This window comes from Stenotrophomonas maltophilia R551-3 (assembly GCF_000020665.1).
Lineage (GTDB): Bacteria > Pseudomonadota > Gammaproteobacteria > Xanthomonadales > Xanthomonadaceae > Stenotrophomonas > Stenotrophomonas maltophilia_L.
The window spans coordinates 439,620-464,767 of record NC_011071.1; the positions used below are offsets into that span (position 1 = coordinate 439,620).

Here is a 25,148-nt window from a genome sequence, read left to right on the forward strand (position 1 = left end):
AGCTCTGAGTCGCCCTCGCTACCCCCCTCCGTGCAACCGCTCAGTAACCTGCGCAGTCAACGCCACACACGCCATCTTCAACCCCTCCATCACCCGATCCCCTACGTACTCCTCGGGCGCACCATTTTGCCGAGTCCGCTCCGCAGCCAACATCAGCTCCGCCACCACACGCAGCCCCGCCAGCGCGCAATCCGCATCCGCCAGCTGAAGGCAACGCCCAGGCAGTTGATGCCGCTCCGGCCAAGGCTGGCCGTCCGCAGCCACACCGCTGCCAATGCGGTGCAGCGTGGCGACGAAGGCGTTGGGATCGACGGACGGTTCGCGCTCGGGTTCGGCGTTGTCCGGATCGTACTGCGCGTGCAGGGAACGGAAGTCCGATGTGTTCATGGCAATGCTCCGTACAGGACAGAAAGCAGCGCCACCAATAAAGGTGGCGGACGGTGCGGGCTCGAAAACCGGTATGTACCAGACCGGCGGATCCGAAGATCCCCACGCACCGCCCGCCATAGAACGCGAACGGATTGCCAGCCGGCGCCACATAAAAAGTGACGCCGGCCGGCAAGCGCATACATCTGGTACATAGACGGGTTTTCGAGTCCCGCGCCACCCTTTTCCGGTGGCACGCCAAGAGATACCCGTGCAGCAACCAAATGCCAAGAAACCACAGGACTGATGATTGCCAGCCCTGACGCTTTCGGCATTGTCGCATACGGTGTTAAGCCGGCAAGCGATTGCGCTGCAACGCTCTTGAAGGGCTTGGCGCTATTGACCCCAAGCGCAGGAATGCCCGCAGTCTGGGCCATGGCGTAGGATCAATTGCGACAGATTGGACCAGCGGTTCAGCCGGGCGGCGCCTCGGTCGTGGCCACGAAGGTCAGACGGACCCGCACCCGCGCATGCTGCGCGATGCCCTCAACCACGACCGGATCAAAGCGCCATTGGTCCACTGCGGTAAGGGCCGCACGATCCATCTCCCGCAGTCCGCTGGACCGCGCCACCATCACGTTGGAGACGTGGCCCAGCTCATCCAATTGAGCAACCAGCAGCACCGCCATGGGAGCCTGCAGGAAGGTATCGGGCGACGTGGCAGGGGCCGTTGAATACTCAATGGCAGGTGCCTGCCGCAGCTTGAAGGAGGGGTTGTCACCGGCCTCTACGAACACTTCGGTGGACACCTGCAGGTCTGCCGCCATGGCCATGGCATGTGTAGCGCTCAGCAGCATGAGGGCGAGGTTCAGTGCCAGGGCGGCGTTCAAACGGGGCATACGTGGTATCCATTCCGGTGCGCTGCCAGCATAGCGGCTATCCCCCGGCTGGCTCCCGCTTGGACCGGCTGGTCGCGCCCATGCCGACGTCGTAGTGGCGGGTGATAGCGCGTGGGTAAAACCTTCCAGTCGCCCGGCGAGGATCGTGGGCATGATCATCTCCTTGGGGTCAGGGGATGGCGTGGAGCGTGCATGGCTGGGGCGGGTCCCAGCCATGCGCTCAGTCCCTAAACCGCGTTGCCGGGCCTGCCGACATCTCTGGCCGTGCCGTGGTTCAGATGGGGATCATCGGGTAGGCGACTTCACCTAGGTCGGGCGCGTCGTCCCTCATCATCAGATGCAGGATTGCCGGTACCAGTTGGCCCAGGATGGCGGCGCCATCTCGCAACTGCTCACGGTTGGCATGGCTGTCCCACGTGGCCCCGCCATGTACCAGCTGGTTGCGCAGTACGTACAGCCGGTCAAGCACGATGGAGAGCACGACTTCAGTACGCCGCTCAACTACGGCCTGCAGCGCCGAGCGCTGGTCCTTGGCAAAGCGCTCTGCCCACTGGTCGCTGCTGTCATGTTCCCGCAGTGCCTTCCAGAAGCGTGCATAGACAAAGCGATTCCCGATAAGGGTTCGGATAGGCCCGGGAAACTGTTTGAACAGGATGTCCTGCAGGCTTCCTTGCTTGTCATGCCTCAGCAAAGCATCGAAGAACCTGCGCAGTTGTTCGCGCTCGGCATTCTCGAATCCGAACTCCTGGGCATAGGCTGCGTTCAGCGCAATCCACAGAAACAGGAATCGCGCGTCCGTATCCTCGTCTTCCTGTTCGGCGCGGTTGAGCCAGCTGATGGCGCGGTGTAGGCGCACGCGCGTCGAGTCCGGCTGTGCATCGCGAATCTGACGATGCACTTCCTTCAGAGCAGTCGAATCCATTTTCCCCCCTGTAAGATTTGCCATTATGCATGGCACCTCCGGCTGGGAAACTACTCCGAACGTCGCGCACTCCGCCAAGCCTCGGGTAATCCCTGCCAAAGCGCATCCAGAGTGGCTGCGCTGCCGCACGCCAGCGCAGTGGAGCGGCACTCGGGGCAGGTGCGGAACCAGGTCAGTCCCTCGATACGCGCATCCCCGGACGAAGGCAACGTCCGCTTCCAGCCGCAGTCTCGGCAATGGTAGGTCGACTTTTGCGCCAGTCCCCACATGCTCTGCCGAGCCTCAGTCATCTGCGCCGACAAGCTGCTGGTCCGTCAGCCAGCGGCCCAGCCCATACAGCGCGAAACCGTAAACCACCGTGGCACCGATAATCTTGAACATGCAGTCCCTCCTCCTGGGTAGTAGCGGGGCGTCCAATGCCCCTGTTCCGATCCTTCGGCGTCCATTCTGCAGAGGGGTGCGACAACCTGTGTCGCGTCACCCAGGCCGATACTCGGCGCTCCCGGGATCGTGGCGGCGCGATTGGATTTCGGACCATTCCTAAAGACATCGCGCGCGAGTTGGCGATAGATTCTGCTGCAGAGCGATCCACCACAGGCGCCCCGTGCAGGCCGCGTCGATGCCCGCCGAGCGCCGTGCCATTGGCATCCGTAGCCGGCCGCTATCGGCTTGCGTTTGGATTACTTGAGCCTCCATCGGAGCACACATCGTTCCACATCCACACCCGCAGATCGTCCTGTGTCTGCTGTGAAAGCGTGATCGGATTCAAGATAATCACGAGACCAAGGGAAGGAACCCGTTGTTGGCCGAAGTGGCTTCTTGCGACATCAGATGTCGCAGCTTTCGGTTGAATCGGCTCATCCCCTGCTGGGATGTCGTGGAAACATACAAAGGACTGGCAACATGGACACCGATAACCGCTCCTCGCTGGCGCGCCAGTGGCGTCTGCTGCAGTTGCTGCAGCCTGCTCCGCACTACCGCACCGTGAAGGAGCTCGCCCAGACCTTGGCGGCGGAGAGCTACAAGGGAGGGACTCGAACCATCGAACGGGATCTGAACGCCCTGTCGCTGCAGTTCCCCATCGAGAGCAATGATCTTCAGAAACCCTATGGTTGGGCATGGATGCGCGGCGCGGCCGCCTTCAGCATGCCGGGCATGTCCGTTTCACAGGCGGTGGTGCTGCTCACCGCGCAGCGCAACCTGCAGGGACTGTTGCCAGCCAATCACTGGCCTGCACTGACGCCGTTCTTTGACCAGGCAGAGAAGACGCTGGCGGCGGTCCGCACGACGCGTTCCACGCGGCGCTGGCACGAGAAGGTCGCCGTCGTGCCAGCCAGCCAGTCCCTGCTGCCGGCTGCGGTGGACACCGACGTGGCGGTCAACGTGCATCAGGCGCTTTTCAACGAGAAGCAGCTGCGCTTGTACTACGTGGCCCGTGGCCGTAGCGATGCCAGTGAGTACGTCTTCCATCCCTACGGGATGATCCAGCGTGGAACGTCCAGTTACCTGGCTGGACGGATTGATGGGCGCACGGAGACCACTACGCTGTCGCTGCACCGGGTACAGCGTGCAGAAATGCTCGACGCCGACACCGAAGGTGCTGAGTCCTTCGAACTCGGAAACTATGCGAGCCGGGTTGCCGCAGGCTTCGAGAGCAAGGGACCTCTGTCCGTTGAGCTGGAGCTTGATGAAGCCCTGGCCCAGCACCTGGCGGAGACACCGCTCTCCCGTGATCAGAAGCTGGACGTCGGGGACGGTCTTGTTCCCCGTCTGCGGGCCACCGTCGATGACTCCGCCCAACTGCGCTGGTGGCTGCTCGGCCTGGGCGCATCGGTACGCGTTCTGGCTCCCGCAGCACTGGCCGATGATATCGCCGCTCGCCACCGAAGCGCCGCACAGCGTTACTGACGTGTGGGTGCGACGCCGGATGTCGCACGCCCGCAACACAATCTTTCCGCGCTACTCCTTCGACCTACACGCCACACAGGGGAAACAGATGTTCGCTGTTAAGAATCAATGCCTTGGTCTGTTGGACCGGATTACGACGCTGGCTGACAGCGCAGCGATCGAACTGCCTGAAAACCACTCGCTCGCCGAAGAAATGCAGCGGGCCGAACTGTTGGTACCGATCATCGGTGCGTTCAGTGCAGGAAAGAGCTCGCTGATCAACACCTTCCTGGGCGCGGACATCCTCCCGGTCGGTATCACCCCGGAGACTGAGCTGGCCACCGAGTTGCGCTTCAGCCGGGATCCCCACGTTCTGGCGCACCGTGCCGATGGTGGCAGTGATCGGCTCGCCGTGGAGGACTTGCTGTCCATCAAGCCGCGGGCCTCGTCGTACACGCACCTGGAACTGCATCTGGACGACCCGCGCCTGGAAGCGCTGTATCCACAGGTTCTCGTGGACATGCCCGGCTTCGGCTCCTCGCTGGACAGCCACAACAAGGCCATCGCCCATTATCTGCCGCGTGGCGCGCACTTCATCGTGGCCGTGAGCGTGCCCGACGGTACTCTGGCCGAGTCGACGCTGCGCCAGCTTGAAACCATGCATACCTATGAGGCTGGATTCTCGATCCTGCTGAGCAAGGCGAACCTGCGTTCAGCCGAAGAAGTGGATGCCGTGGAAGTGGCTGTACGGGAGCAGCTTGAGCTGCGCCTGGGCGTTGCGCCGGCCATGGCACGCGACGACCGCAAGCAGGGCAATGGACTGGCCAGTCTGCTGCCCAAGATCAGCGCAAGTGATCTGTGGATCGGCCGCTTCCTGCCGCGAATCTCGAGCCAGCTTGCCCACGCTCGTGCCCAGGTGAAAATGGCACGCAAGGCTTTGGATCAGAGCGATGCGGATATTGATCGCAGCGTACGTCAGCTGAATGATGCCCTGGATGATCTGAACGCCCAGCGCGACGCCCTCGTGGCCAAGCTGGGCCGTAGCCGCCTGAGCCAGGTGGTCGAACAGTGCGTTGAGGAAGTAGGCCAGGCCCTTCGCGAGGCCTCCAGTGAGCTGCAGGCGGCCGCTGCCGGTGGCAACAACCCGCGGTTTGCGCAGGTCGTCAGCGATATTTCCCGCCAGCGCTTGAGTCGTGTGGTCAAGGAACGCATGGAAGGGCTGAGCCAGCAGGCGATTGGTGATCTGGCCAAATCCCTGTCTCAGCGCGAGGTGGATGAGGTTGGCAGTGTCGGCGGACCGGACTGGACGCAACAGATGCAGACGCGCGTGCAGGAGACGCTGACCCAGACCGGTCAAGCGCTCGAGCGCTGGCAGGGCAACCTGCAGAAGGCGCGTGAAGACGAGAAGCTGCTGCGTCCCTATGCCGGTGATGACGAGAATGATCGGGAGAAGACCCAGAGAGCCCGAGTCGCCTTCCGCAGTATCACCACCGTTCTGGCGGTCACCACCAGCGTCGTGGCGCCGGCGATCGAGCTGGTCGTGATCTTCCTGCCGGAGATCCTCGGGTTTGTGTCGCGCAAGCTCCGCGAGGAGGAGCTGCGCAAGACCATCGACAACCAGGTTATTCCGTCGGTGCAGCGCGAGTTCCGGACCAAGCTGCCCGAGCTGCTGCAGGCACAGGTTGATGGCCTGATCGAGCAGGCCGTGCATGAGTTCAAGACGGCCATCGAGGAAAAACGGCAGCTGCTGGAAAGTGTTGTGGCCGAGCAGAGCAGTCCTGCCCGCGCGGCACGCGTGAAAGCACTTGACGCTGCGGAAGCTGGTCTGACCTCCGTTGCGAACGAAGTCGTCGCGCTGGAGTCCGCCCGATGAGTGCTGAAGTGATCCTGGACCGTCAGCAGAAGTTGATCACGTGGCTTGCAGCACACGCCGACATTCTCAATGGCGCCGTCGGGGCTTCGTCGCAGTGGGAGATCGACACGATCGATAGCCTGAAGGAAGCGTTGTTGCGACTGGACGACGAAAATCGCCTGATGGACATTGGCATTGTCGGCCGGGTCAAGGCCGGCAAATCGACGCTGCTCAACGCGCTGGTTTTCAACGGGGAGTCAGTACTGCCGCAGGCGGCGACGCCGATGACCGCAGCACTGACCACGCTGACCTACGGCGAGCGGTTCAAGGCGACCGCGCGCTTCTACTCCCAGGCGGATCTTGCCAACATCGAGCAGGCTGCTGCTGTGTACAGCGACCTGCTTGAGAAGTCGCTGATCGAAGAGCTGCGACGCACGGAAGGGCGTGCGGGCCTGGACCCTGAGCGCCGAAGGGAGCTGGCCGAGCGGGGTGCCCGACGGGCACTGGCCACCCAGCAGCCGTCCTTGCAGGCCTCGCACGAACAGTGGGCGAAGATCACGGCGTCCGGCCTTTCGCTGGCCCACCTGAAGGAGGACAAGCCGCTGGAGGCCGACGACGTAGAGGGCCTGGCGGCGTTGCTGGCGGACTACGTTGCCGCGGAAGGTCACTACATGCCTGTAACCAAGAGCGTCGACATCGAGATGCCGGTGGAGGCGCTGCGCGGGCTGCGCATCATCGATACGCCGGGGCTGAATGACCCGGTCGCATCGCGCGAGGCACGCACCCATGATCTCTTGAAGTGCTGCGATGTGGTGTTTGTCGTCAGCCCGGCAGCGCAGTTCATGAGTCAGGAAGATCTGGACGTGATGGCGCGGATCACCGCTGCCGAGGGCATCCGCGAACTGGTGCTGGTTGCCAGCCAGGTGGACAACACGCTGCATGGTTCGGAAATGCAGGCACAGCTGCATGCTTCGCTTACCGGTCTGCGGCGGGAGCTTGCGGGCCATGCGGGCAAGGTGCTGGATAAGCTGAAGCTCTCCAACCCCGAGGTTGGAGATGTATTCCAGAGCCTGGTGGACAAGGGTGAGGATGCGATCATCCACAGTTCCGGCATGTGCCATTCGATGTCCGTCGAGTTCGACAGCGTGGCGGATTGGCAAGGTGGCCGCCTGACGGCGTGGCAGAACCTCAAGGAAACCTACCCGGACTACTTCAGGGATGACAATCCAGGGCTGTCACGCACCAATCTCGATCAGTTGGCCAACATGGCCGGTCTGCATGAGGTGGTGGAACAGACCCGTCTAGCGAAAGCGCGCGTGCTGGCCGCTCGGCGCCAGGACCTGCTGGATGCCAAGGAGCGGAAGCAGGTCGAGCTGCTGCGTGAGCTGCGCAGACAGTTGTCTTTGCGCAGAGGGGAGATTGGTGAGGCCGGGCTGACGGAGCTGAAGAAGAACAAGCGAGGGTTGGAACGTCGCAAATTCAACCTTACGGTGGCTCTGGATGATGAGCTCATGGGTATCAAGACTGGTTTCGTGAATGGCCTCAGGAAGGCCATGAAGGAGGTCATCGATGGCGCCTACGACGCTGCCGATTCGGGGGTGAGCAGGACGGTAGGTACCGAGAAAACCACCCGCCGCACTGAGTCTCCTGGCGCCTTCAATTGGGTGGCAAGAAAACTCTGGGATGGCGGCTACCGGGAGTATGAGGAGAACAACCGCACCGTCCTGCCTGCTGCTGTGAAGTCCGCCGTATCGGCATTTGCTAGTGGGCTGCGAACAGATCTTGACAGCAGAGCGACTGAGTTGCAGGCCAAATTTGGCAAGCGGCTGTTTGCAGAACTGCTCCAGACGGCGCGACGGCAGTTGGACGATGAGCTGGACATCGAGGCGGTTTATTCATCGCTGAAGAGCATCGTCAATGGCGTGGAGTTTCCTCCGGTTTCGCTTCGGGCACCGGTGCTGAAGGCATCCACCATGAAGCTGAAGGGTAGCGAGGCCGATACGTTCCTCGAGCAGGCGCAGCACGCCATTGAGACACTGCGAGAAACGGCTGAGGCCGCGGTCTACGAGTATGTTGAGACAGTAAAGAGGGCAATTCCAAAGTCTGTTGCAGATGACTTCATTGGGCACATTCAAGCTCAGTTCGATGCACTGCAGGCGCTGATGGAAGACGCTGAAAAGACGCGGGCGACACTGACCATGATGGATGCGGAGCTGGAGGCAATGCAGTGAGTGGTGACAATGGCAGGCCGTTGTTCGAAGGCACCAGCGCGCAGCACCTTACCTACCTCGCCGGGTGGAAGCCGTGGGGCCGTCGGCTCCACGTGACCGCCATCCAGGAGCAGATGGATGCAGCCAGCCAGCGTTGGATCTCCATCGTGGAGGACCATCGACGGCTCAACATCACGGCGGAGCAACGCGCGCTTGCCTTGGCAGAGCGGGAAGCTGAACTGAAACACGCATCCGGGGCTCTGGCGGAGCGCGAGACCGAACTTGAACGCGCATCGGAGGCTCTGGCGGAGCGGGGAACTGAGCTGAAGAATGTGTCCGAGGCCCTGGCCGAGAGTGAGACCACCCGTAGTCGCGAGCGTGACGATGCACAGACCCGCGAGCAGGCACTGGCTGGCGAACTCGATGCCCAGAGGCAGGCCTCGCAGGAGTTGCAGAAGGAGCTTCAGGAAGCGGGCAGGCGCGAACTGGACCTGAGCCAGCGCTACGGCGCCGAGAAGATGGCCCGGGCGCAGCTGACGACGAGCCTGGTGGATGCCCAGGACCGCCTTAAGGTGCAGTCCATGCAGCATGCTGCAACCCAGGCTGCGCTTGAAAGCGAGCAGGAGCAGAGCCGCCAATTGGGTGGCGACCTGGATCTTCTGCAGGCCGAACATGCCGCAACGCAGATCCGCTTTGCGCTCGTTTCGCGCCTGCTTGCTGTGCCGCCGCCGCGAAATGAGGGAATCGAAGCCTTCCAGAAGCTGCTCGATGATGACTACATGCGCTTTGCGAGTGCCGAGGCGTCCCTCGCTGACGAAGCGAAGGCGCTGAGGTTGTTGCAGTCCATCCAGCAGGAGCTGCACCTGATGGCGGCCAATCCGGACATCTTCCGCCGCACGGTCGTGGGGGTGGTCGGTGGCTTCAGCAGCGGAAAGTCGGCCTTCATCAACAGCTTCCTCGGCAAGGATTTCAAGCTGCTCTCCAGCGTCACGCCGGCAACCGTCATCCCCAGCTACGTGTATCCCGCGCAGCAGACGAAGATCCAGGCGTATTCGTTCAATGGCGGCTGCATTGATCTGGATGCCGGGTTCTACCAGGAAATGTCCCGTGCGTTTGTCGAGAAGTTCAGCTTTGACCTCAAGCGGATCATGCCCTTGGTAAGCGTCGGTACCAGCATGGACACCGAGCGCACCGGCAACATCTGTCTGATGGATACCCCCGGCTACAACCCGGGTACCGAGGGTAGTTTCAGTCAGAGCGACCGCGCGGTAGCCGTGTCTCACTCGCGGAAGTCGGATGTGCTCTTCTGGGTCATCGGAATTGACGCCAACGGTACGACTCCGGATTCGGATATCGAATTCCTGAAGGAGATTGGTTTCGAGGGACGCCCTGTCTACGTGGTTCTGAACAAGGCCGATCTGCGATCAGCTGATCAGATTGAAGAGATCCTGGGGCAGATCGAGGACGAAATCGAGCTGAATGGAATCACGGTTGAGGGCATCAGTGTTTACTCCTCAAAGTACGGCAAGGAGTACGAATTCCGTGGAAAATCCATGCAGGACTTCCTGCGTGAGCGTCCCAAGGGTCGTCTGCCGATGGAGCATGTCGAGGATCGGATCAACGAGGTGTTCGAGCTTTATCGCAGTGCCATCACCGAATCCATCGCGACGGCGAAGGCCTGCCGCTCGGCCGCGCGTGCGCTTGCATTGGACCTGATGCAGGGAGATGTCCAGGATGCGGCAACCATGCGTTCGGCAACCCAGAACGTGGAGACCATCAACGCGGCGATGAACCTCGACGCCCTGTCCAGACTTCTTGTCGATGCGGACCAGATCAATGCCGCTTTCCTCGATGCAGCAAGACGGGTGCTCACGCCCGCTTGATGCGGGTGTGGCCTGGCATGACCGGTCTTTGCCTGAATGTCGCTATGGCTTGGGGTCTGCCTTCCGCCAGGCCTCAGGCAGACCGTCCCAAAGGTGGTCGAGGGTGCGGGTGGGGCGGCCAGAGACGGCGGGTGACCTGCACTGCGGGCAATGGGAGAAGTGCGTCAGCCCCGGCAGACGCACATCCCCCGTTGGCGGGGTGATACGAAGCCAACCGCAGGCTGGGCAGTGATAGGTCCAACGTTGTGTACGTCCCCACATGGGCGGCTTGCCTCCGTATGAATGGCGGGGGCATCCCTGCCCATGGTGCGTCCTGCTGGTCCATCTTCTTTGAGGGCGCGACAGCCAGTGACGCATTGATCGGAAGAATGGCTGGCCGGCACATGCAAGAGCAATCGAGCAGCACAGATACAAGCGTCACCCACACCAGGAACAGGAACAGGGGAAAGTGATGAACCAGCAGACCCAATGCACGCGCCATGTATCGCGCCGTGCATCCACGCGCGCACGCGCCTGCGGGAGGATTTGAGATGCCTTCCAGCCTGACATGGCTCGACCATGACGCTGCGGCACAGGCACGCAGCGCTACGCTGCTGGCCCTTCTGGACCAGCCCGGCACCCGCGACGAGCTCGGATTTGGCGGTATCCGCGATGCGTTGTCCGACCAGCTGTTCCCCGGCACCTCCGTCATCCAGACGCGGCTGCGATACATGCTTCTGCTGCCGAGGATGTTCATGGGCCTGGAGGCTTCTTCGGTACGCCCCAGGGATTTTGCAGAGCGTGCGCGGCAGGATGAGCTGAAGCTCAATGATTGCCTGGCGGCGGAGGACGGGGCGTTCGGTCGTGATTCCGGCCACACGCTCAAGCGCCTTGCCAGCTCCGTCTACTGGGCGGGCATGCGCTCCTGGGGCATCTTCGCGCGATCGGGCTCCCAGCAGGACTACTTCTCGGCCATCGAGCAGATTCGCAGGGAGCGCAGCTGGAAGCAGCAACGCGACGACGGGATGGAGGACGCTGAGCTGATTGCACAGACCTGGCATCCCTCACTGGAGAAGCTCGTACCGGTGGCCGCACTGGAAGAGGGATCGCTGTCCCTGACCGCGGACGAGGCGGAGTTCATCCGCGAGCAATGGAAGGTTCATCACCCGCAGACCCTGCTGGTGTGGCTGGCGCAGGACAAGGGGCGATTGGGCGACTGTGCCGACGCCGGGTTCCCATGGCTGCATCCACAGATCCGCCAGGCTCCGCAGCCGCTGCGTGAGCTCGTGGAACACGCGCGTCAGTTCTCCCGTCTCGCCAACGGTGCGTCGCTGGTCTACAACCTTGCCCTGGCGGAGGCGTCTTCCAACGATGAACGTCGTGAGGAGTACGGCCAGGAACTGAAGACCTGGATCGACGGCGTTCCGGCTTCGCAGCTGGGCGAATGGGACATGGTGCAGTTCTGGGAGCAGGTGGAACGGGTGGGGCGTCCGATTCATCCGCGCACCCGCGAGTTCGTGAGCAGCTGGCTTGCGCTGGTCAAGGCCGGCCAGGCCGACAGCCCGCAGTCACGCAGTCTCGTGCGTGAGCGGGAGCGCTCGCTGAAAGGCAATCTCTCGCGCTTCAATCCTGAAAACCTCGATCGCTGGAGCGGTGCGTCCGGCCTCGGAATCCTCAATTACCGGTGGGGCATCACGCGCCGTCACCTTGCCGACCTCCTGCACGGCCTGGAGGCCGCATGATCCATCCATCTGCACGCAGTACTCTGACCGAGGCCTTGCAGCCCCCCAGCGGCTACCGGTTTGATGCCGGCGTCGCCACTACGTACAGCCTGTCGCTGGGCGCGTTGCTGGGATTGCCTGCACATTTCGCTTTGCTCGGCGACCACGACAACAGCGCCGAAGAAGATCCTTTGCGCCTCGTGGAAGGGCTGCGCCGGGCAAGCCGCAGGCTTGCGGTGTTCTGCGAACGGGGACGGATGGAAGCACCGCCAGCAGGCAACGCATTGGCGGTGCTGGCTGAGGGCATGGTGCATGAGGTCTGCGCCCCACACGGCGGCGCCTTCCACCCGAAGATCTGGGCGCTGCGCTATGTGGCCATCGATGCGGCCGCCGAACCTGCCACCGTCGTACGTCTGCTGGTGCTGACCCGCAATCTGACCTGGGACCGCTGTTGGGACGTGAGCCTGCGCCTGGATGGTGTGCCAGGAAAGGCCAAGGAGGCCAGCAACAAGCCGCTGGCGGACTTCCTGCGCTGGCTGCCGCTGAATACCGAAGGGGCGTCGCCGGACCTGGAGCGGCAGGCGATGATCGTATCGTTGGCGAAGGACATCGAGCGCGCTGACTGGGAAAAGCCTCCGGGCTTCACCCAGCTGGCGTTCCACGTGCTGGGTACTGCAAAGCGGGCCGTGCCGTGGAGTCCGCTCGAGGGCGGTGGCAAGGCCCAGGATGTGTTGATCGTCTCTCCCTTCGTACGCGCTGGCGCGCTGCAGACGCTGCGCGAGCACTGCAACGGCGACTTCATGCTGGTGAGTCGCGCCGATGAGCTGGATAGGCTTCCGGCCGGCGCCTGCCTGGCCGATGACAGTGCCTACGTGTTGAAGCCCGACACGCTGCTCTCCGAAGGTGAAGAGGCTGGACAGGCCGATACGCTGCAGGGCCTGCACGCCAAGGTGGCCGTGTTCCAGCGCGGCCAACGGGTGCACGTTGCAGTCGGTTCGGCCAATTACACCAACGCGGTTGTGCAGAACGGCAGCAACGTTGAAGTGGTTGCGGAGCTGAGTGGTCCGGTGAGCAGGATTCCCGCGCCGAGGCAGTGGCTTGACGAGCATCTTCAGCCCTTGCTGGACACGTACACGCCCGGTGGGGGCGAAGATGCGGAGGGCGCAGAGCGTCGCCAACTGCAGGACCAGCTGGAGGCCATCCGTCGCCAGATTGCTGCTGCCGCCTGGACGCTGCACTGCGAAACCCATCCGGTCTCGGGATGGAACCTCGCGCTTTCGTGCCCGGGCCTTCCGCTTGACGGTGCCACGCTGCACGCGTGGCCGTTGGCGGTGGTTTCCGAGCGGGCCCGTCCTGTACAGGCGGGTCAGGTTGATCTGGGAACCTTTGCCGGCCATGAGGTGAGTTCGCTGGTTGGCTTCCAGGTCACGCCCAACAGTACCCGCGCCGAGGAGCTGGCCGTCCCGCCGTTGCGCTTCGCGCTGGAAGTTTCACTGGAGGGCGCTCCAGACGACCGCGCGGACGCGCTGGTGGCACAACTCCTGGGTAACCGCGCGGCGTTCCTGCGCTATCTCGCGCTGCTGCTGGATGATCCCCAGGCCGCAGGCTGTGGAGCGCGCAATCGATCCGAAGGCAGCGGCGGCGGCAGCAGGGATGCGAGTGGCCTCATGGCGAACTACCCGCTGTTTGAACAGCTGCTGCGGATCTATTCCCGCGAGCCTGAACGACTTGAAGCGATTGATCGCATGGTGAAGCGGTTGAAGGACAAGCAGTTCGATGGGCAGCCCTGTCTGCCCGATGATTTCCTGGCCCTCTGGGAAGTTGTGGGAAACGCTATTGGCAAGGAGGCTGCGTAATGAACAGGAATACAGATCTTTCGGATCCGACCCCCGTTCTTGAGCGGCTGAAGGGCTTCCAGCGTAGGACGGTGAACTATGCGTTCCGACGCATGTACGAAGATCACGATCCGGCACTGCGTTTCCTGGTCGCCGATGAGGTGGGGCTGGGCAAGACGCAGGTGGCCAAAGGTCTGATCGCGCGCGTGGTTGCCCATAAGGCAGCCAGCAAAGAGCGCATGGACATCATCTACATCTGCTCCAATGCTTCCATCGCGTCGCAGAACCTGGAGCGTCTTCGGCTTCGTTCGACCAAAGCGGTTCGCGCTACCCGGTTGACCCTGCTGCCGCTGGCGCTTGCCGATGGCGGTCTGGAAGGCGACGGTGTGAACTTCATCAGTTTCACACCAGGTACTTCGTTTGAAACAACCAGCCGTGGAGGACTGGCCCGCGAGCGCGTGCTCATCCATCGCATGCTGCAGGGCGTATCCAGGCTCAATGCCAACGGCTTGGCCTGGGTGCTGCGTGGCGGTCTGGGAGATGGCTGGCGGCAGCATTTTGAGCACGAGGACGGCGTGGATGAACCGGATGAGGCCATCACCCGTACGTTTGTCAAGTCGTTGGACAAGAAGCGATTGAGACAGCTTGTCGAAGTCTGTGACAGGCACGCCGGTCGGCGGACGCGTGCACTGGACAGTGACGAGCGCGCCGAAGCCCTCGAGCTGACGTCCTGGCTGCGCACCACGCTGGCGCACTGTTGCCTGAAGGCACTGAAGCCTGATCTGGTGGTGCTGGATGAGTTCCAGCGCTTCCGCGAGCTTCTTGCCGTGCAGGATCCTGACTCCGATGACGAGGCTGCCCCGGCATCTTCTGCTGCAAAGCTGGCGCAGGAGTTGTTCGACCATGAGAACAAGCCTCGCGTGCTCCTGCTTTCGGCCACGCCCTACAAGATGTTCGTCGCCCAGCAGGAGCAGGAGGATCACTACCGCGACTTCCTGGCAACGGCGTCATTCCTGTTCAATGATCCGGAAGAGGTGACCGCGCTCCGCGCTGACCTCGCCGCATTCCGTGCATCGCTGGTGGGCGTGGGGGCATCGCAGGATGATGCACGTGTGCTCAAGGGTGCAATCGAGAGTCGGCTCAAGAAGGTGATGTGCCGGACCGAGCGCGTGGGTGTAACCCGGGGCCGCGATGCGATGGTGAGGGATGTCCCGCTTCCGTTGTCGCTGACATCGGAGGACCTGGCGGACTACGCCTGCGTGGATGCGCTTGCAAGAGCGGCGGGGACGAATGATGTCATGGAGTTCTGGCGCTCCAGTCCCTACCTGCTGAACTTCATGCGTGAGGACGGATACACCTTCAAGCGCCGCATGATGGATCGACAGGGCAAGGCGGCTCTGGGGCGGGCGTTGTCCCAGCATCCGCAGTACAGGACGCTGGATCAGGATGCGCTGCAGCGGTACAGCCCGTTGGTGGCGGCAAACCCGAGAATGGACGTGCTGGCCAAGGATATGGAGGACCAGGGCAGCTGGCGCTTGTTGTGGGTTCCTCCTTCCATGCCTTACTGGGCAGGAGAGGGTGCGTACGCGCAGGTATCCCATTTCAGCAAGACGCTGGTGTTCTCAAGCTGGAACATGGTTCCTGATGCGATTGCCGGCCTTCTTTCCTACCATGCCGAGCAATTGGCCATGGCGGGGCATGCGCTCCAGCCCGGATACGACGCGCCTGGCAAGAGCCTGAGTGCTCGCTTGCGCTTCAACAGCGGCAAGAGCGGGCATGAGGACATGAACGCGCTCACTCTGCTGGTTCCTTCCCTCGCGCTGGCCACAATGGTCGATCCCTTGGCGATGTCGGTCGCTGCAGGTGGCTCGCTGCACTTGGCAGATGCCAGGCGTGAGGCTGCCGGTCGGATCAGGGAGAGGATGGAGTCGCTTGACCTGCCAGCGTCCAGGCACTCGGGGCCGCCTGACGTGCGCTGGTACTGGTTGACGCTGCTTCTGCTTGAGCGTGCGCATGTCCAATCGCATGTGGACCCGTGCTGGGGTTCGGAGGACCTGACGATTGGTGCGGGTGAGGATGAGGAAGACGGTGGCGCCAGCGTTTCAGGGCAGGGGTTCTCCCGTCATGTGGCTTACTGGCGACAGGTATGGGGGCGCGGTTTTGACGAGCCCTCTCTGCAGACGCTTGGGCCACGTCCCGACGACATTGCCGAGGTACTGGCTGATATCGCATTGGCGGCACCAGGTGTGTGCGCTTTGCGTGCATTGCTGCGCCTGCTGCCGGGAGACAATGAGGCCGACCTTCGCCAAGCCGCCATAAAAATTGCGGACGTGTTCCGCCGACAGCTGAATATGCCCGAAGCGGTCGCCATCATCACTCACGAGGAAGGTGGGGTGTATTGGCGGCGGGCGGTGGCATACTGCGCAGAAGGCAATTTGCAGGCTTTGCTTGATGAGTACCTGCATCTGCTGCACGAGCAGAACGCAGCGGACGAGAAATCTACCCATGCTCAGGCCATCGCGAAGGGCGTGAGTGATGCGGGCCACGTGCGCGCAAGCCAGCTTCACCCTGAGGGTGTGAAGCTGTTGGATGGAAAGCTCGTGCGCGACGATGCGCTGTCATTGCGTTGCCGGTATGCGATGCGCTACGGAAATGCCACCGAGGACGACAAGGTGGTTGCCCGCAAGGACGCGTTGCAGCATGCATTCAACTCGCCCTTCCGTCCCTTCGTGCTCGCATCCACTTCGGTGGGGCAGGAAGGGCTGGACTTCCATTCCTGGTGCCACTCGATTGTTCACTGGAACCTGCCTGGCAATCCGGTGGATCTTGAGCAGCGGGAGGGGCGCGTTCATCGCTACAAAGGACTGGCCGTCCGCCGAAACGTTGCGCGGCTGGCCGGGTTCGTGCCCGACCAGGCAGCCGGTGACCCATGGGCGGGACTGTTCACCAATGCAGAGGTGCCTCACAAGGAAACGCCATTGGCGGGCCTGATTCCATATTGGATCTGCGAGGCACCGGGCGGTGTGGCGGTTGAGCGAAAGGTGTTCCATTTTCCTCTGAGCCAGGACAAGCACCGCTTTGATCGGCTGAAGAGCAGCCTGGCGCTGTATCGTATGGTCTTCGCGCAGCCCCGCCAGCAGGATCTTCTTGGGCACCTGCAAGCGCGTGCGGAAGGCGGTGAGGATGTCCAGGCATTGCTGGACACCTGGCGGATCGAACTGCTGCCGGACTGACCGGGTCGGCCGGGCAGGGCGCATGCGCGGCCCCTGCCTGGCCCACGGATGGCTCACGCCATCCGCATCGCGTCCCGCTGCACCTGCTGCGCGCTTTCCACATCCTGCGCCTGCCGCTGCGCCAGCGCATCCAGCTGCCGGTAGCTATGCTCGACCGGCGCCTGCACGGCCTGTTCGGCGGAGATGGCCACCCGCAGGTGGGCCGGATCATCCAGCGCGCCCTGCACCAGGAACAGGTTCTGCCCCGCACCCCCAGGGCCGTTGGCCTTGCCGAGCATCACGTGGTCCACCTGGCTGAGGTTGTTCTCCTTGGCCAGCACCGCCAGGCGCGCGGTCACGCCATCAGGGTTGTTGCCCAGCACCAGGCCGTGCTCGGCCTGCAGGCTGGCCACCTGGCCGCGGATCTGCTGGTACACAGGGTCGTTGGCGTGATCGGGGCGGTTGGCGGCCAGCTGCGTTTCGCGGCCATCGCGCTCCAGCGGCTCGTTCATCACCACCTTGGGCGTTTCAAGGCGGGTGCGGTAACTGTCCTCGGGGTGGAAGTGCGTGGCCTTCTCCGCGCGCTCCAGGCGCACGGCACGGGCGTCGTCCAGCGAGGCGATGATCCTCGGGTTGTGCTCACGCAGTGGGATGCTGCCTGGCACCTGCAGGTACCAGGCCTGCTCCTTTTCCGAATACATGTGGTACGAACTGCGCGAGCCGATGACATTGGGATCGCTGCTGGGCAGTGCCTCAGCCATGAGCGAGCCTTCGTACAGGCCCAGCCGGCCGACATAGCCGGTGGCGCTCCAGAAGGGCATGGCCAGGTACGCGCTGCCCAGCGTGTTGGCCGCGCGCTGGGTACCACCGACGTCGTTGTTGAGCATCTCCTTCCAGACTTCCTCGGCCTTGCCCTCTCCGCGTTCCTTGCGGGTGGCTTCCAGCAGCACACGCGGGGTCCAGCAGTTGGGGTCGAGGTGGTGGCGCTTGAAGGCTTCATCGTGCGCCTGCTGCACATCGCGGCCGGGCAGATTCAGGGCCAGATCGGGGCGCTTGGCCTCCATCCAGTGCTCGCGGCGTTCCAGGTCGCGGTGCAGCAGGGTCTGGCCGAAGGCCTCCCATTCGCGCTCGGTCAGGTTGCGGTTCTGCAGGGCCGGGTTGCGGTCGTGCTGGTCACGGGCCTGCGACTGCGCGTAGGCGTTGGCTACCTGGCCCGGCAGGTTGTCGTTGCGCACCACGCCCAGGGCCAGCAGACCGTAGCCATCGGAATGTTCCTTGTGCGCCAGGTAGCTCCAGTAGCGCTCGCGGTTTCCGCTGTCTGCGTATTCCCTGAGGATCTCCAGATCCTTGCGGGTCAATTCACCCATGTGTCGTTCCTCCTGAACCCTGGTCGGTTACCGCAGCTTGTAGCGGGCCAGCAGGACGCGCGTGGCGTCCTCCACGGCCTTCCAGTCCTTGAGCAGCACGCGCGGGTAGATCGCGCGCACCGACAGCCCATCCTGCGGGTCGGTGAAGGTATGCGTGCAGGTGGCCACCGGCACATCGGGGTCATCCACCAGCGTGGTGCCCTGCACGGTCAGCCCCTCGCGCCCATCCTGCGGCGGATTGCAGGTGATGAAGGTGGCCAGCGCGCCCTGTGTGTCGCGGGCGATGTACCACTCCTGGTCGGTTTCGGGCGTGCGCACCGGCGGCGTGCCGCGCTGCGCGGCATACGCCTCGGAAAACCGCGTCATGCGGGCTTCGTCGATGGCGTACGGGGTGAGCCCGAAGTGCGGCGTACCGGCGTTGCGCAGGTCCAGCCGGCGGCGCGGGTCGTCACGGTTGATCGAGCCGTCCTCGGTGGTCGCTTCGGTACTGGTCTTGCGCGGCAGCAGCTCGGCGATGGGGAGGGCGTCGATGTAATCCAGCGACAGGCTGATGGCGCGGTGGTGGTCGGACATGCTGCGCGAGGCGCGCGTGCCCGGCGGTGCCGCCTGCAGGTCGGGCCACAGGAGGGTGAGGCCGATGCCGCCGCCCACCGCCGGACCCATCTGGTCGTCGTACAGGTTGGCGGGGAAGGCGTAGCGGTGTGGGCCCAGCGTGGCTTCCACGGGGGCGGTGGTGTAGGTGTAGCCGTCCACGGTGTGGGACTGTGCGGTGTCGGTCATGGGGGTCTCCCGGTGCTCCGGTTCCTTGGAGGGGGCCTTGCTGCAGGCCGTGCTGCTTGCCAAGGCGATGGCCAGGGCCAACCAGCGGCCCGGCGGTGGCAGGTTCATGCGGCCGTTCCTTGAGGTGTACGAGGCACTATAGGACAGGTTCTGCGGCGTATTCCACAGAGCCGGTCACGCTCCATATCTGCATCCGGTGCCTCAGCGTTCGCTGGTTCACACATTCAGCATGCCTCCACTACGGGCTCCGTGCTTCTCCACCTGCCCGCCATCCCACCTATGCCATCATCCGCTCAGGACCGCAGCACCCATCAAGGCTGAACAGGCATGGAGCAGGCAACACGCTACACGGCAACGCTGTACCTGGCCGCCCCCGGTACCCCACTTAAGAGTGGGGGCATCTCACCGCGCGGCCACATGTACCTGCAGGTAGCCGCGGGCGGCGAGGCCCACAGTTACGGCTTCGCACCGCCGCGCCAGGCGCCGGGCGAAACCCGCACCGACGTGCAGTACGCGCAGGTGCGCCACGACGATGCCGACGAGCATCTGGACCCGTATTACAGCCGCACCCTGGAAATCACCGAGGAGCATTACGGCTGCCTGCGTGATTTCGCCGAGGAACCGGCAGAGTTCGAATTCGATGTTGATCGCCCGGCCACCATCAACCGTTGCAGCGATTTCGTCTGGGCGGCGCTGCACTACGCCGGCCTGCATCCGCTGCCGGCGCCGCTGGACGGCGGCAGCAATCTGGGCGAGTTCGCGGTGTTGTTCAACCTGCCGGAAATCCAGTGCATTGCCGCGCCGTTCCCGGGCAGCGATCTGAATGCCGAAACCCACCATGCGATGCCCGAGCGCGAGGCCGAACACCATCGCCAGGGCGACCGCGCCAGCGATGAGCCGCCGCCGACGCCGATTGAAGTGGCCGGCACGCTGCTGGACCCCTCGCATCCGGACCATCGCCTGTTCGCGCAGCTGATTCAGAAAGTAGCCGAGCTGGACGCCGCGCATGGCCGCCCGTTCGATGCGGCCAGCCAGCGCATCAGTGCCAGCCTGCTGGTGCTGGCCAAGCAGAACAATCTTTCGCGGGTGGACCACGTGCTGCTCAGCCAGCCGACCAAAAGCAGCCATGCCGCCGAGAGCATCTTCATCGTGCAGGGCGATCGCAACGACCCGGGGCACCGCCGCGCCAGCATCGCCACCGAGGTGGCGGCCAAGACCGATGTGGCCGATTCGCTGCGCTTGAAAGAGCAGTAATCCGCGCGCCTGCCATACGCGCACAGACGCACGCCACGCCCCCCACCTGCTACCATTCCCCCGCTACCCAGCCAGCCCACCCCGCGCAGACAGATGCAGGTCGGGCCGTCGTAGAACGGCCCAGCGAGCCAGGACACCCTCCCGTGCCCATTCAAGGACGCTCGCATGTTCCGTAATCCTCTCTTCCGCTCGGCCGCCCTGGCCGTTGCCGTTTCGCTCAGCCTCGGCGTGCCCTCCGCGTTCGCCGACAACGCCCCCACCGCCAGTGCCACCGCCGCCGTGCAGCGCCAGGCTGTGGCCAAGGGGCTGTACGAGCTGGCCTACAGCCCGAAGCAGAATGCCGTCTTCGTGGCCTCGTCCGGTGGCTTCGGCGATGACGCCGGCCCGGCCCAGGTGCTGCGCCTGAACCCGACCACGCTGGCCGTGGAAACCCGCATCCCGCTGGAGCGCAAGGCGTTCGGCGTGGTGCTGGATGACACCCAAAACCGCCTGTACGTGGGCAACACCGTGGACCTGTCGGTGACGGTGGTCGACACCGCGCAGAACAAGGCCGTCGGCACCATCCAGCTGATGGAGAAGAAGACCGGCAAGGATGGCAAGGCCGCCTACACCCACGACCTGCGCGAGCTGGTGGTCGACAGCGCCGCCAACCGCCTGTACTTGACCGGCCACAGCAGCCAGCCGGACGTGAGCAGCGTGCTGTTCGTGATCGATACCACCACGCTGAAGGTGGTCAACACCATCGACGGCCTGGGCTATGCGAAGGCGCCGGGCCTGGCGCTGGATGCGGCCAACAAGCGCGTCTACACCAGCAACCTGCTGGCCGACCTGGTGGTGGTGGGCACCGATTCGAACAAGGTGGTGGCACAGCACAAGATCGCCGCCGAGCAGCCGATGAACATCGCTCTGGATCCGGCAGGCAAGCGCCTGTTCGTGACCGACCAGGGCTCGGAATTCCTGCGTGGCTACCAGACCAAGAGCAGCGGCCTGGTCAGCAAGCATCCGGGCCAGCGCGTGCTGGTGCTCGATCGCAGCACCGGCAAGGAACTGGCCAGCATCCCGACCGATGCCGGTCCGCTGGGCATCCTGCTGGATGCACCGCGCAAGCGCCTGTACGTGACCAACCGCGAAGCGGGCACGGTGACCGCCTACAACAGTGACAGCTACCAGAAGGTGGCCACCTACACCGTGCCGACCCACCCGAACAGCCTGGCGCTGGATGCGAAGAACAACGTGTTGTTCGTGAGCATCAAGAACGGCGAGAAGGACGACAAGGGCGCTGACGAGAGCGTGGCGCGGATTCAGCTGTAATGCGATGACGCCGGGCCACGCCCGCCGACGTGCCGCGTGAAGAAGGCAGGGTGCAGACCCTGCCTTTTTCTTTGCCCGGTTGCAGTGCCGGAGGCCGCCCGCTAGGGTTGAAGCCCATGGCAGGGAGCCAAAGGGTCTGAATCATGATGGGTATCCATCGCTGGCTGCGTGCCGGCCTGATCTTCACGCTGGCGGGCGCACTCGGCGCCTGCAACAGCCGCATACCGGATGCGCCAGAGCCGCTGGATCTGGTCAAGCCAATCATCGTTGCCGAGCCCGGTCAGGCGGTGCGGTTCGAGTTCGAGACGAATGCCCGCAACTTCCACCCGGGTCGCACCTATGCGCTCGAGTTGGAAGTTGAGCATCAGGGGCCGGAAGACACCCGCGAGCCCAGCATCGCCACAATGCAGATCCCCTTTGAGGTGTCCCTGCAGCGGTTGACCGCAGGTACTTGGCAGGACGTTGCGACCTACGACAGCTACCAGGCAATGGCTCGCAACGCGGGGGAAGCGCTTCCAGAATGGCATGCATCCAGCGAATGGCGGTATACGTCGCCGCACATGGGGAGTGACGGCCAGTACACGCTGAGCTTGGTTGCTCTGCCAATGGAAATTAACTCCCGCTACCGCGTGGACGTGCGTACGGTGCAGAGGACCGCGGCACTGCAGGATTACTCGGCCCGTTTGCGGATCCATGCCGCCCGTCCCGCCGGAAAGTAATCAATCGCTTGGTTGTGGCGCCCTTGTTCGCTCGCCAGGGTAGAAACTTCATGGCAGGGAGCCAAAGGGTCTGAATCATGCTGGGTATCCATCGCTGGTTGCTTGCCGGCCTGATCTTCACGCTGGCGGGCGCACTCGGCGCCTGCAACAGCCGCATACCGGATGCGCCAGAGCCACTGGATCGGGTCAAGCCGATCGACGTTGCCGAACCCGGCCAGGAGGTGCGGTTCGAATTCGAGACGAATGCCCGCAACTTCCATCCGGGTCGACCCTATGTGCTGGATCTTGAGGTGCAGCGACACGGACCCGCGCCTGACAGTGAGCCTGACATGGACAGTCTTCATGTTCCCTTCCAGCTTTACCTGCAGCGCTGGGTCGCAGGTGCCTGGCAGGACGTCGCAACCTCTGATGTCCATCAAGCAACGACGAGCAATCTGGGTGAGCCGCTGCCCGAATGGCATGCATCGGCAGGCTGGCGCTACGCGCAGCAGGTATCGATGGACGCCAGCCGATATAGGTTGAGCATCGTCACCCTACCGATGGAAATGGGTGCCCGCTACCGACTGGAAGTGCGCACGGTGCAGCCCACCGCCGCGCTCCAGCATTACCCGGCTCAGCTGCGGGTCCATGCCGACCCTCTCTCTGGAAAATAGCCGCTGTCACACCTCTGATGGGAACTGAAGGATTCTTCTTATGGACAAGCCACGTTACGCCGTCGAGATCATCATCGCCGCCCCCGGTACGCCGTTGATAGACAAGAAGACCGGTAGCCAGGAAGTTATTGATGGGGTGCCGCAGACTTCCGGGCCAGGCCACATGTTCTACGTGCTTCGTGCGCCCGGTCAGCAGCCTCAGAGCTATGGGTTTGCACCCATAGAACACGGAAGCGTGAACGGCCAAGGCAAGGTCATGAATGATGATGCGACGATCTACAAGGACCCCCATTACAGCCGCACTCTCGAAATCAGCGAGGAGCAGTACAGGAAGCTTGAAGCGTTCGGCACGTACCCAAGTAAGTACGGCTTCGATCTGCAATACAAGGACGTGCGGCACAACTGCGTGGACTTCACCTGGGAAGCGCTTAACCATGCAGGCATCGAGCGGAAAAGAAGCATCGACGTGAACGCGCTGGGAGGCGGTATTGGCCAATTGCTTCCCGATGTCCGTATTCCCTTGGAGAGCAAGGGCGCAGGCAAGGATGGATTCCGACCGCTGCGCAACATCCATGGTGTGGACAGCATTGATCCGCCGTTTCCGGACAGCGAGCTCAATCAGAAGAAAACCAATCCCTTGCCCGCGCGCAGCTTCCAGCAACGCATCCTGAGCGACGCTGAGGGCGTGGGCGAACGAAGCGGTGATCATCTCGCCAGGCACGGCAACGATTTGCTGCTCTCGCAGATCCACCAGGGCGTGGCCCTGCTCGATGCAGAGCGGGGCCGCGCCTTCGATGCCACCAGCGAGAACATCAGCGCCAGCCTGTACGCCCTGGCCAAAGCGAACGGCCTGACCCAGGTCGACCACGTGCTGGTGAGCGATCGCACGGCGCAGGCCGATGTGGCGCAGAACATCTTCATCGTGCAGGGCGAGCGCGACGACCCGGCACAGCTGCGCGCCAGCATGCCAACTGCGGTGGCCGCGCAGACACCGGCGGAAACCTCGTTCGAGCGTGCCGAGCAGCTGTCGCAGTCTGCGCAGTCGCGCACGCAGGATGAGCTGCAGCAGCGCCAGGTGCAGGAGCAGTCCGGGCCGCGTATGGCCTAGGGCGGCAAGCGCCACGGCGAGCCGGCATTCTCGCGCTGGGCCGCCAGCAACGCTGGAGGCGGTTCAACCCAGGCGGTGTGCCGGGTTCTGCTGCTGTTCCTGCTCACGGGCCTGCTGTTCGGGCAGCTGCCCCATGGCGGGCTGCTGCGGGGCAATGCCCAGCTTCTGCATCGATTGCTCCACCGGCGTCTGCGCCGCCACAGCGGTCGGCATCATCGCGCGCAGGTGCGCGGGATTGGCCGGGTCGCCCTGCACCACGAAGATGTTGTGCCCAGCTGGATGATTGCCCGTGGCGTTGCTGACCAGCACATGGTCGACCTGCTGCAGGCCCTGTTCGCGGGCGAGAACGGTCAGGCTGGCGGTCAGGCGCTCGCTGGTCTGGTCGAACGGACGGCCATGCTGGGCGTCCAGTGCGGCCACGCCCTGACGGATCTGCTGGTTGAGGCCGTACTCGGGGTGGTTGGGGGTGATGTCTGCCATGGCGATCGAACGGTAGCGGTGGGTCGTGGTGGGCCCGGTCAGTATAGATCCGGCCCGTGAAGCACGCCCGAGGGGTCAATCCGCCGCACGATGGTCGTAGCTGATTACCCGTTCGGCCAACCAGCGCCCGTCTACGCGGCGCCAGACCTGGATGAAGCGGGCCTGGCCTACCCAGCGCTCCACGCCGTCCTTGCCGCGTTCATGGAAGCGGTGGTCGCCGATCTCCAGCGCCCGCTCGTCGTGCAAGGGGAACACCTGCAGCGAAGGTTCCACCAGTTCACGACGCAGGCTCCAGCCGCCCTTGCGCGCATTGCTGCACATGTTGGCCACGCTGCGGCGGAAGTCCTCGCGGCTGCTGGCAGACTTGCCGTCCTTGTCATGGAAGAACTCCATGTCTTCGGTGGTCATCGCGGCGGCCCGGTCGGCATCGCAGGCCTCGAAGGCGACGGCGAACAGCTGGGTGTCGGCCTGGCGGATCTGTTGGCGCAGGTCTTCGGCGGGCGACGGTGCGGCAGCGAGACCGGCGGCGAGCAGGGGCAGGGTGAGCAGCAACATGGCGAAACTCCCGGGGATGGTTCACGCAGGCTCGCATGGCATCTGGGCCGCTGCAGCCGACCTGCGACGAAACGAGCTTTCCGCGGAGCGAATGCCCGCATTGGCGGCCCGACCCAGGCGGCGTCGCCTGTGCAGGCGATGTCATGGCGACCGGC

General features: G+C 63.7%; 20 protein-coding genes. 12 read left to right on the forward strand and 8 right to left on the reverse strand.

Translation table 11 applies throughout. From position 1 onward, the window contains the following. Positions 1 to 18: 18 nt before the first annotated feature. The 4 genes from SMAL_RS01910 to SMAL_RS01920 form a co-directional block, all read right to left on the reverse strand. Entirely contained in the window at positions 19 to 387 is a 369-nt protein-coding gene (locus SMAL_RS01910; protein WP_012509878.1) for a hypothetical protein, read from the reverse strand. Beyond that, positions 384 to 803 carry a hypothetical protein gene (locus SMAL_RS21005; RefSeq protein ID WP_157628456.1) on the reverse strand — a complete coding sequence of 140 codons (420 nt, stop codon included), beginning with the start codon at positions 801 to 803 and terminating at the stop codon, positions 384 to 386. Before SMAL_RS21005 ends, SMAL_RS01910 begins: the two co-directional genes overlap by 4 nt. 36 nt (positions 804 to 839) lie before the next feature. Further along, entirely contained in the window at positions 840 to 1,265 is a 426-nt protein-coding gene (locus SMAL_RS01915; RefSeq protein WP_041864465.1) for a TonB family protein, read from the reverse strand. 274 nt (positions 1,266 to 1,539) lie between these two features. Then, positions 1,540 to 2,187: a HEPN domain-containing protein gene (locus tag SMAL_RS01920; protein WP_012509880.1), complete on the reverse strand. Its 648-nt coding sequence runs from the start codon at positions 2,185 to 2,187 to the stop codon at positions 1,540 to 1,542. A gap of 903 nt (positions 2,188 to 3,090) precedes the next feature. Between SMAL_RS01920 and SMAL_RS01925 the strand changes: the two genes are divergently transcribed. The 7 genes from SMAL_RS01925 to SMAL_RS01955 all read left to right on the forward strand — a co-directional run bounded on the left by SMAL_RS01925 (position 3,091) and on the right by SMAL_RS01955 (position 16,787). Further along, the gene (locus SMAL_RS01925; protein ID WP_004139622.1) at positions 3,091 to 4,095 is read left to right on the forward strand and encodes a helix-turn-helix transcriptional regulator; all 1,005 of its coding nucleotides are present in this window, start codon (positions 3,091 to 3,093) and stop codon (positions 4,093 to 4,095) included. Continuing rightward, positions 4,052 to 5,947: a dynamin family protein gene (locus SMAL_RS01930; protein WP_232054002.1), complete on the forward strand. Its 1,896-nt coding sequence runs from the start codon at positions 4,052 to 4,054 to the stop codon at positions 5,945 to 5,947. Before SMAL_RS01925 ends, SMAL_RS01930 begins: the two co-directional genes overlap by 44 nt. Next, complete coding sequence (locus tag SMAL_RS01935; RefSeq protein ID WP_004139628.1) at positions 5,944 to 8,157, forward strand: dynamin family protein; 2,214 nt, start codon at positions 5,944 to 5,946, stop codon at positions 8,155 to 8,157. The genes SMAL_RS01930 and SMAL_RS01935 overlap by 4 nt, the downstream gene beginning before the upstream one ends. Next, positions 8,154 to 10,019: a dynamin family protein gene (locus SMAL_RS01940; RefSeq protein WP_012509883.1), complete on the forward strand. Its 1,866-nt coding sequence runs from the start codon at positions 8,154 to 8,156 to the stop codon at positions 10,017 to 10,019. The genes SMAL_RS01935 and SMAL_RS01940 overlap by 4 nt, the downstream gene beginning before the upstream one ends. A gap of 530 nt (positions 10,020 to 10,549) precedes the next feature. Beyond that, entirely contained in the window at positions 10,550 to 11,740 is a 1,191-nt protein-coding gene (locus SMAL_RS01945; protein WP_004139630.1) for a DUF6361 family protein, read from the forward strand. Positions 11,741 to 11,775: 35 nt separating this feature from the next. After that, positions 11,776 to 13,575 (forward strand): phospholipase D family protein, encoded by a 1,800-nt coding sequence (locus SMAL_RS01950; protein ID WP_232274004.1) that lies wholly within the window; start codon positions 11,776 to 11,778, stop codon positions 13,573 to 13,575. After that, positions 13,575 to 16,787, forward strand: a complete 3,213-nt coding sequence (locus SMAL_RS01955) for a helicase-related protein (RefSeq protein ID WP_012509884.1) — start codon at positions 13,575 to 13,577, stop codon at positions 16,785 to 16,787. The genes SMAL_RS01950 and SMAL_RS01955 overlap by 1 nt, the downstream gene beginning before the upstream one ends. A gap of 53 nt (positions 16,788 to 16,840) precedes the next feature. On the opposite strand, the gene SMAL_RS01960 is transcribed toward SMAL_RS01955, so the two are convergent. Both SMAL_RS01960 and SMAL_RS01965 read right to left on the reverse strand, forming a co-directional pair. Then, positions 16,841 to 18,133: an XVIPCD domain-containing protein gene (locus SMAL_RS01960; protein ID WP_004139633.1), complete on the reverse strand. Its 1,293-nt coding sequence runs from the start codon at positions 18,131 to 18,133 to the stop codon at positions 16,841 to 16,843. Between the two features lie 27 nt (positions 18,134 to 18,160). After that, on the reverse strand, positions 18,161 to 19,021 hold the full coding sequence (locus tag SMAL_RS01965; RefSeq protein ID WP_004139637.1) for a hypothetical protein: 861 nt from the start codon (positions 19,019 to 19,021) through the stop codon (positions 18,161 to 18,163). A gap of 219 nt (positions 19,022 to 19,240) precedes the next feature. Here SMAL_RS01965 and SMAL_RS01970 point away from each other — a divergent pair, with 219 nt between their 5' ends. The 5 genes from SMAL_RS01970 to SMAL_RS01990 all read left to right on the forward strand — a co-directional run bounded on the left by SMAL_RS01970 (position 19,241) and on the right by SMAL_RS01990 (position 23,958). Then, the gene (locus SMAL_RS01970; RefSeq protein ID WP_012509885.1) at positions 19,241 to 20,167 is read left to right on the forward strand and encodes an XVIPCD domain-containing protein; all 927 of its coding nucleotides are present in this window, start codon (positions 19,241 to 19,243) and stop codon (positions 20,165 to 20,167) included. A 165-nt stretch (positions 20,168 to 20,332) separates the two neighbouring features. Beyond that, positions 20,333 to 21,478 carry a YncE family protein gene (locus tag SMAL_RS01975; RefSeq protein WP_012509886.1) on the forward strand — a complete coding sequence of 382 codons (1,146 nt, stop codon included), beginning with the start codon at positions 20,333 to 20,335 and terminating at the stop codon, positions 21,476 to 21,478. Between the two features lie 143 nt (positions 21,479 to 21,621). Then, on the forward strand, positions 21,622 to 22,197 hold the full coding sequence (locus SMAL_RS01980) for a hypothetical protein (RefSeq protein WP_012509887.1): 576 nt from the start codon (positions 21,622 to 21,624) through the stop codon (positions 22,195 to 22,197). 77 nt (positions 22,198 to 22,274) lie between these two features. After that, the gene (locus tag SMAL_RS01985) at positions 22,275 to 22,850 is read left to right on the forward strand and encodes a hypothetical protein (RefSeq protein WP_012509888.1); all 576 of its coding nucleotides are present in this window, start codon (positions 22,275 to 22,277) and stop codon (positions 22,848 to 22,850) included. A 40-nt stretch (positions 22,851 to 22,890) separates the two neighbouring features. Beyond that, complete coding sequence (locus SMAL_RS01990) at positions 22,891 to 23,958, forward strand: XVIPCD domain-containing protein (protein WP_012509889.1); 1,068 nt, start codon at positions 22,891 to 22,893, stop codon at positions 23,956 to 23,958. Positions 23,959 to 24,021: 63 nt separating this feature from the next. Here the strand turns inward: SMAL_RS01990 and SMAL_RS01995 are convergent, their stop codons facing one another. After that, positions 24,022 to 24,438 (reverse strand): XVIPCD domain-containing protein, encoded by a 417-nt coding sequence (locus SMAL_RS01995; RefSeq protein WP_012509890.1) that lies wholly within the window; start codon positions 24,436 to 24,438, stop codon positions 24,022 to 24,024. Positions 24,439 to 24,513: 75 nt separating this feature from the next. Then, a complete protein-coding gene (locus SMAL_RS02000; protein WP_012509891.1) occupies positions 24,514 to 24,993 on the reverse strand; it encodes a nuclear transport factor 2 family protein in 480 nt (159 codons plus the stop codon). Between the last annotated feature and the right edge of the window lie 155 nt (positions 24,994 to 25,148).

Bases quoted from the DNA above. Each gene is read 5' to 3' on its own strand.
- SMAL_RS01910 (WP_012509878.1), bottom strand. From the start codon at position 387: ATGAACACATCGGACTTCCGTTCCCTGCACGCGCAGTACGATCCGGAC.
- SMAL_RS21005 (WP_157628456.1), bottom strand. From the start codon at position 803: ATGGCCCAGACTGCGGGCATTCCTGCGCTTGGGGTCAATAGCGCCAAG.
- SMAL_RS01915 (WP_041864465.1), bottom strand. From the start codon at position 1,265: ATGCCCCGTTTGAACGCCGCCCTGGCACTGAACCTCGCCCTCATGCTG.
- SMAL_RS01920 (WP_012509880.1), bottom strand. From the start codon at position 2,187: ATGGATTCGACTGCTCTGAAGGAAGTGCATCGTCAGATTCGCGATGCA.
- SMAL_RS01925 (WP_004139622.1), top strand. From the start codon at position 3,091: ATGGACACCGATAACCGCTCCTCGCTGGCGCGCCAGTGGCGTCTGCTG.
- SMAL_RS01930 (WP_232054002.1), top strand. From the start codon at position 4,052: ATGATATCGCCGCTCGCCACCGAAGCGCCGCACAGCGTTACTGACGTG.
- SMAL_RS01935 (WP_004139628.1), top strand. From the start codon at position 5,944: ATGAGTGCTGAAGTGATCCTGGACCGTCAGCAGAAGTTGATCACGTGG.
- SMAL_RS01945 (WP_004139630.1), top strand. From the start codon at position 10,550: ATGCCTTCCAGCCTGACATGGCTCGACCATGACGCTGCGGCACAGGCA.
- SMAL_RS01955 (WP_012509884.1), top strand. From the start codon at position 13,575: ATGAACAGGAATACAGATCTTTCGGATCCGACCCCCGTTCTTGAGCGG.
- SMAL_RS01960 (WP_004139633.1), bottom strand. From the start codon at position 18,133: ATGGGTGAATTGACCCGCAAGGATCTGGAGATCCTCAGGGAATACGCA.
- SMAL_RS01965 (WP_004139637.1), bottom strand. From the start codon at position 19,021: ATGAACCTGCCACCGCCGGGCCGCTGGTTGGCCCTGGCCATCGCCTTG.
- SMAL_RS01970 (WP_012509885.1), top strand. From the start codon at position 19,241: ATGGAGCAGGCAACACGCTACACGGCAACGCTGTACCTGGCCGCCCCC.
- SMAL_RS01975 (WP_012509886.1), top strand. From the start codon at position 20,333: ATGTTCCGTAATCCTCTCTTCCGCTCGGCCGCCCTGGCCGTTGCCGTT.
- SMAL_RS01980 (WP_012509887.1), top strand. From the start codon at position 21,622: ATGATGGGTATCCATCGCTGGCTGCGTGCCGGCCTGATCTTCACGCTG.
- SMAL_RS01985 (WP_012509888.1), top strand. From the start codon at position 22,275: ATGCTGGGTATCCATCGCTGGTTGCTTGCCGGCCTGATCTTCACGCTG.
- SMAL_RS01990 (WP_012509889.1), top strand. From the start codon at position 22,891: ATGGACAAGCCACGTTACGCCGTCGAGATCATCATCGCCGCCCCCGGT.
- SMAL_RS01995 (WP_012509890.1), bottom strand. From the start codon at position 24,438: ATGGCAGACATCACCCCCAACCACCCCGAGTACGGCCTCAACCAGCAG.
- SMAL_RS02000 (WP_012509891.1), bottom strand. From the start codon at position 24,993: ATGTTGCTGCTCACCCTGCCCCTGCTCGCCGCCGGTCTCGCTGCCGCA.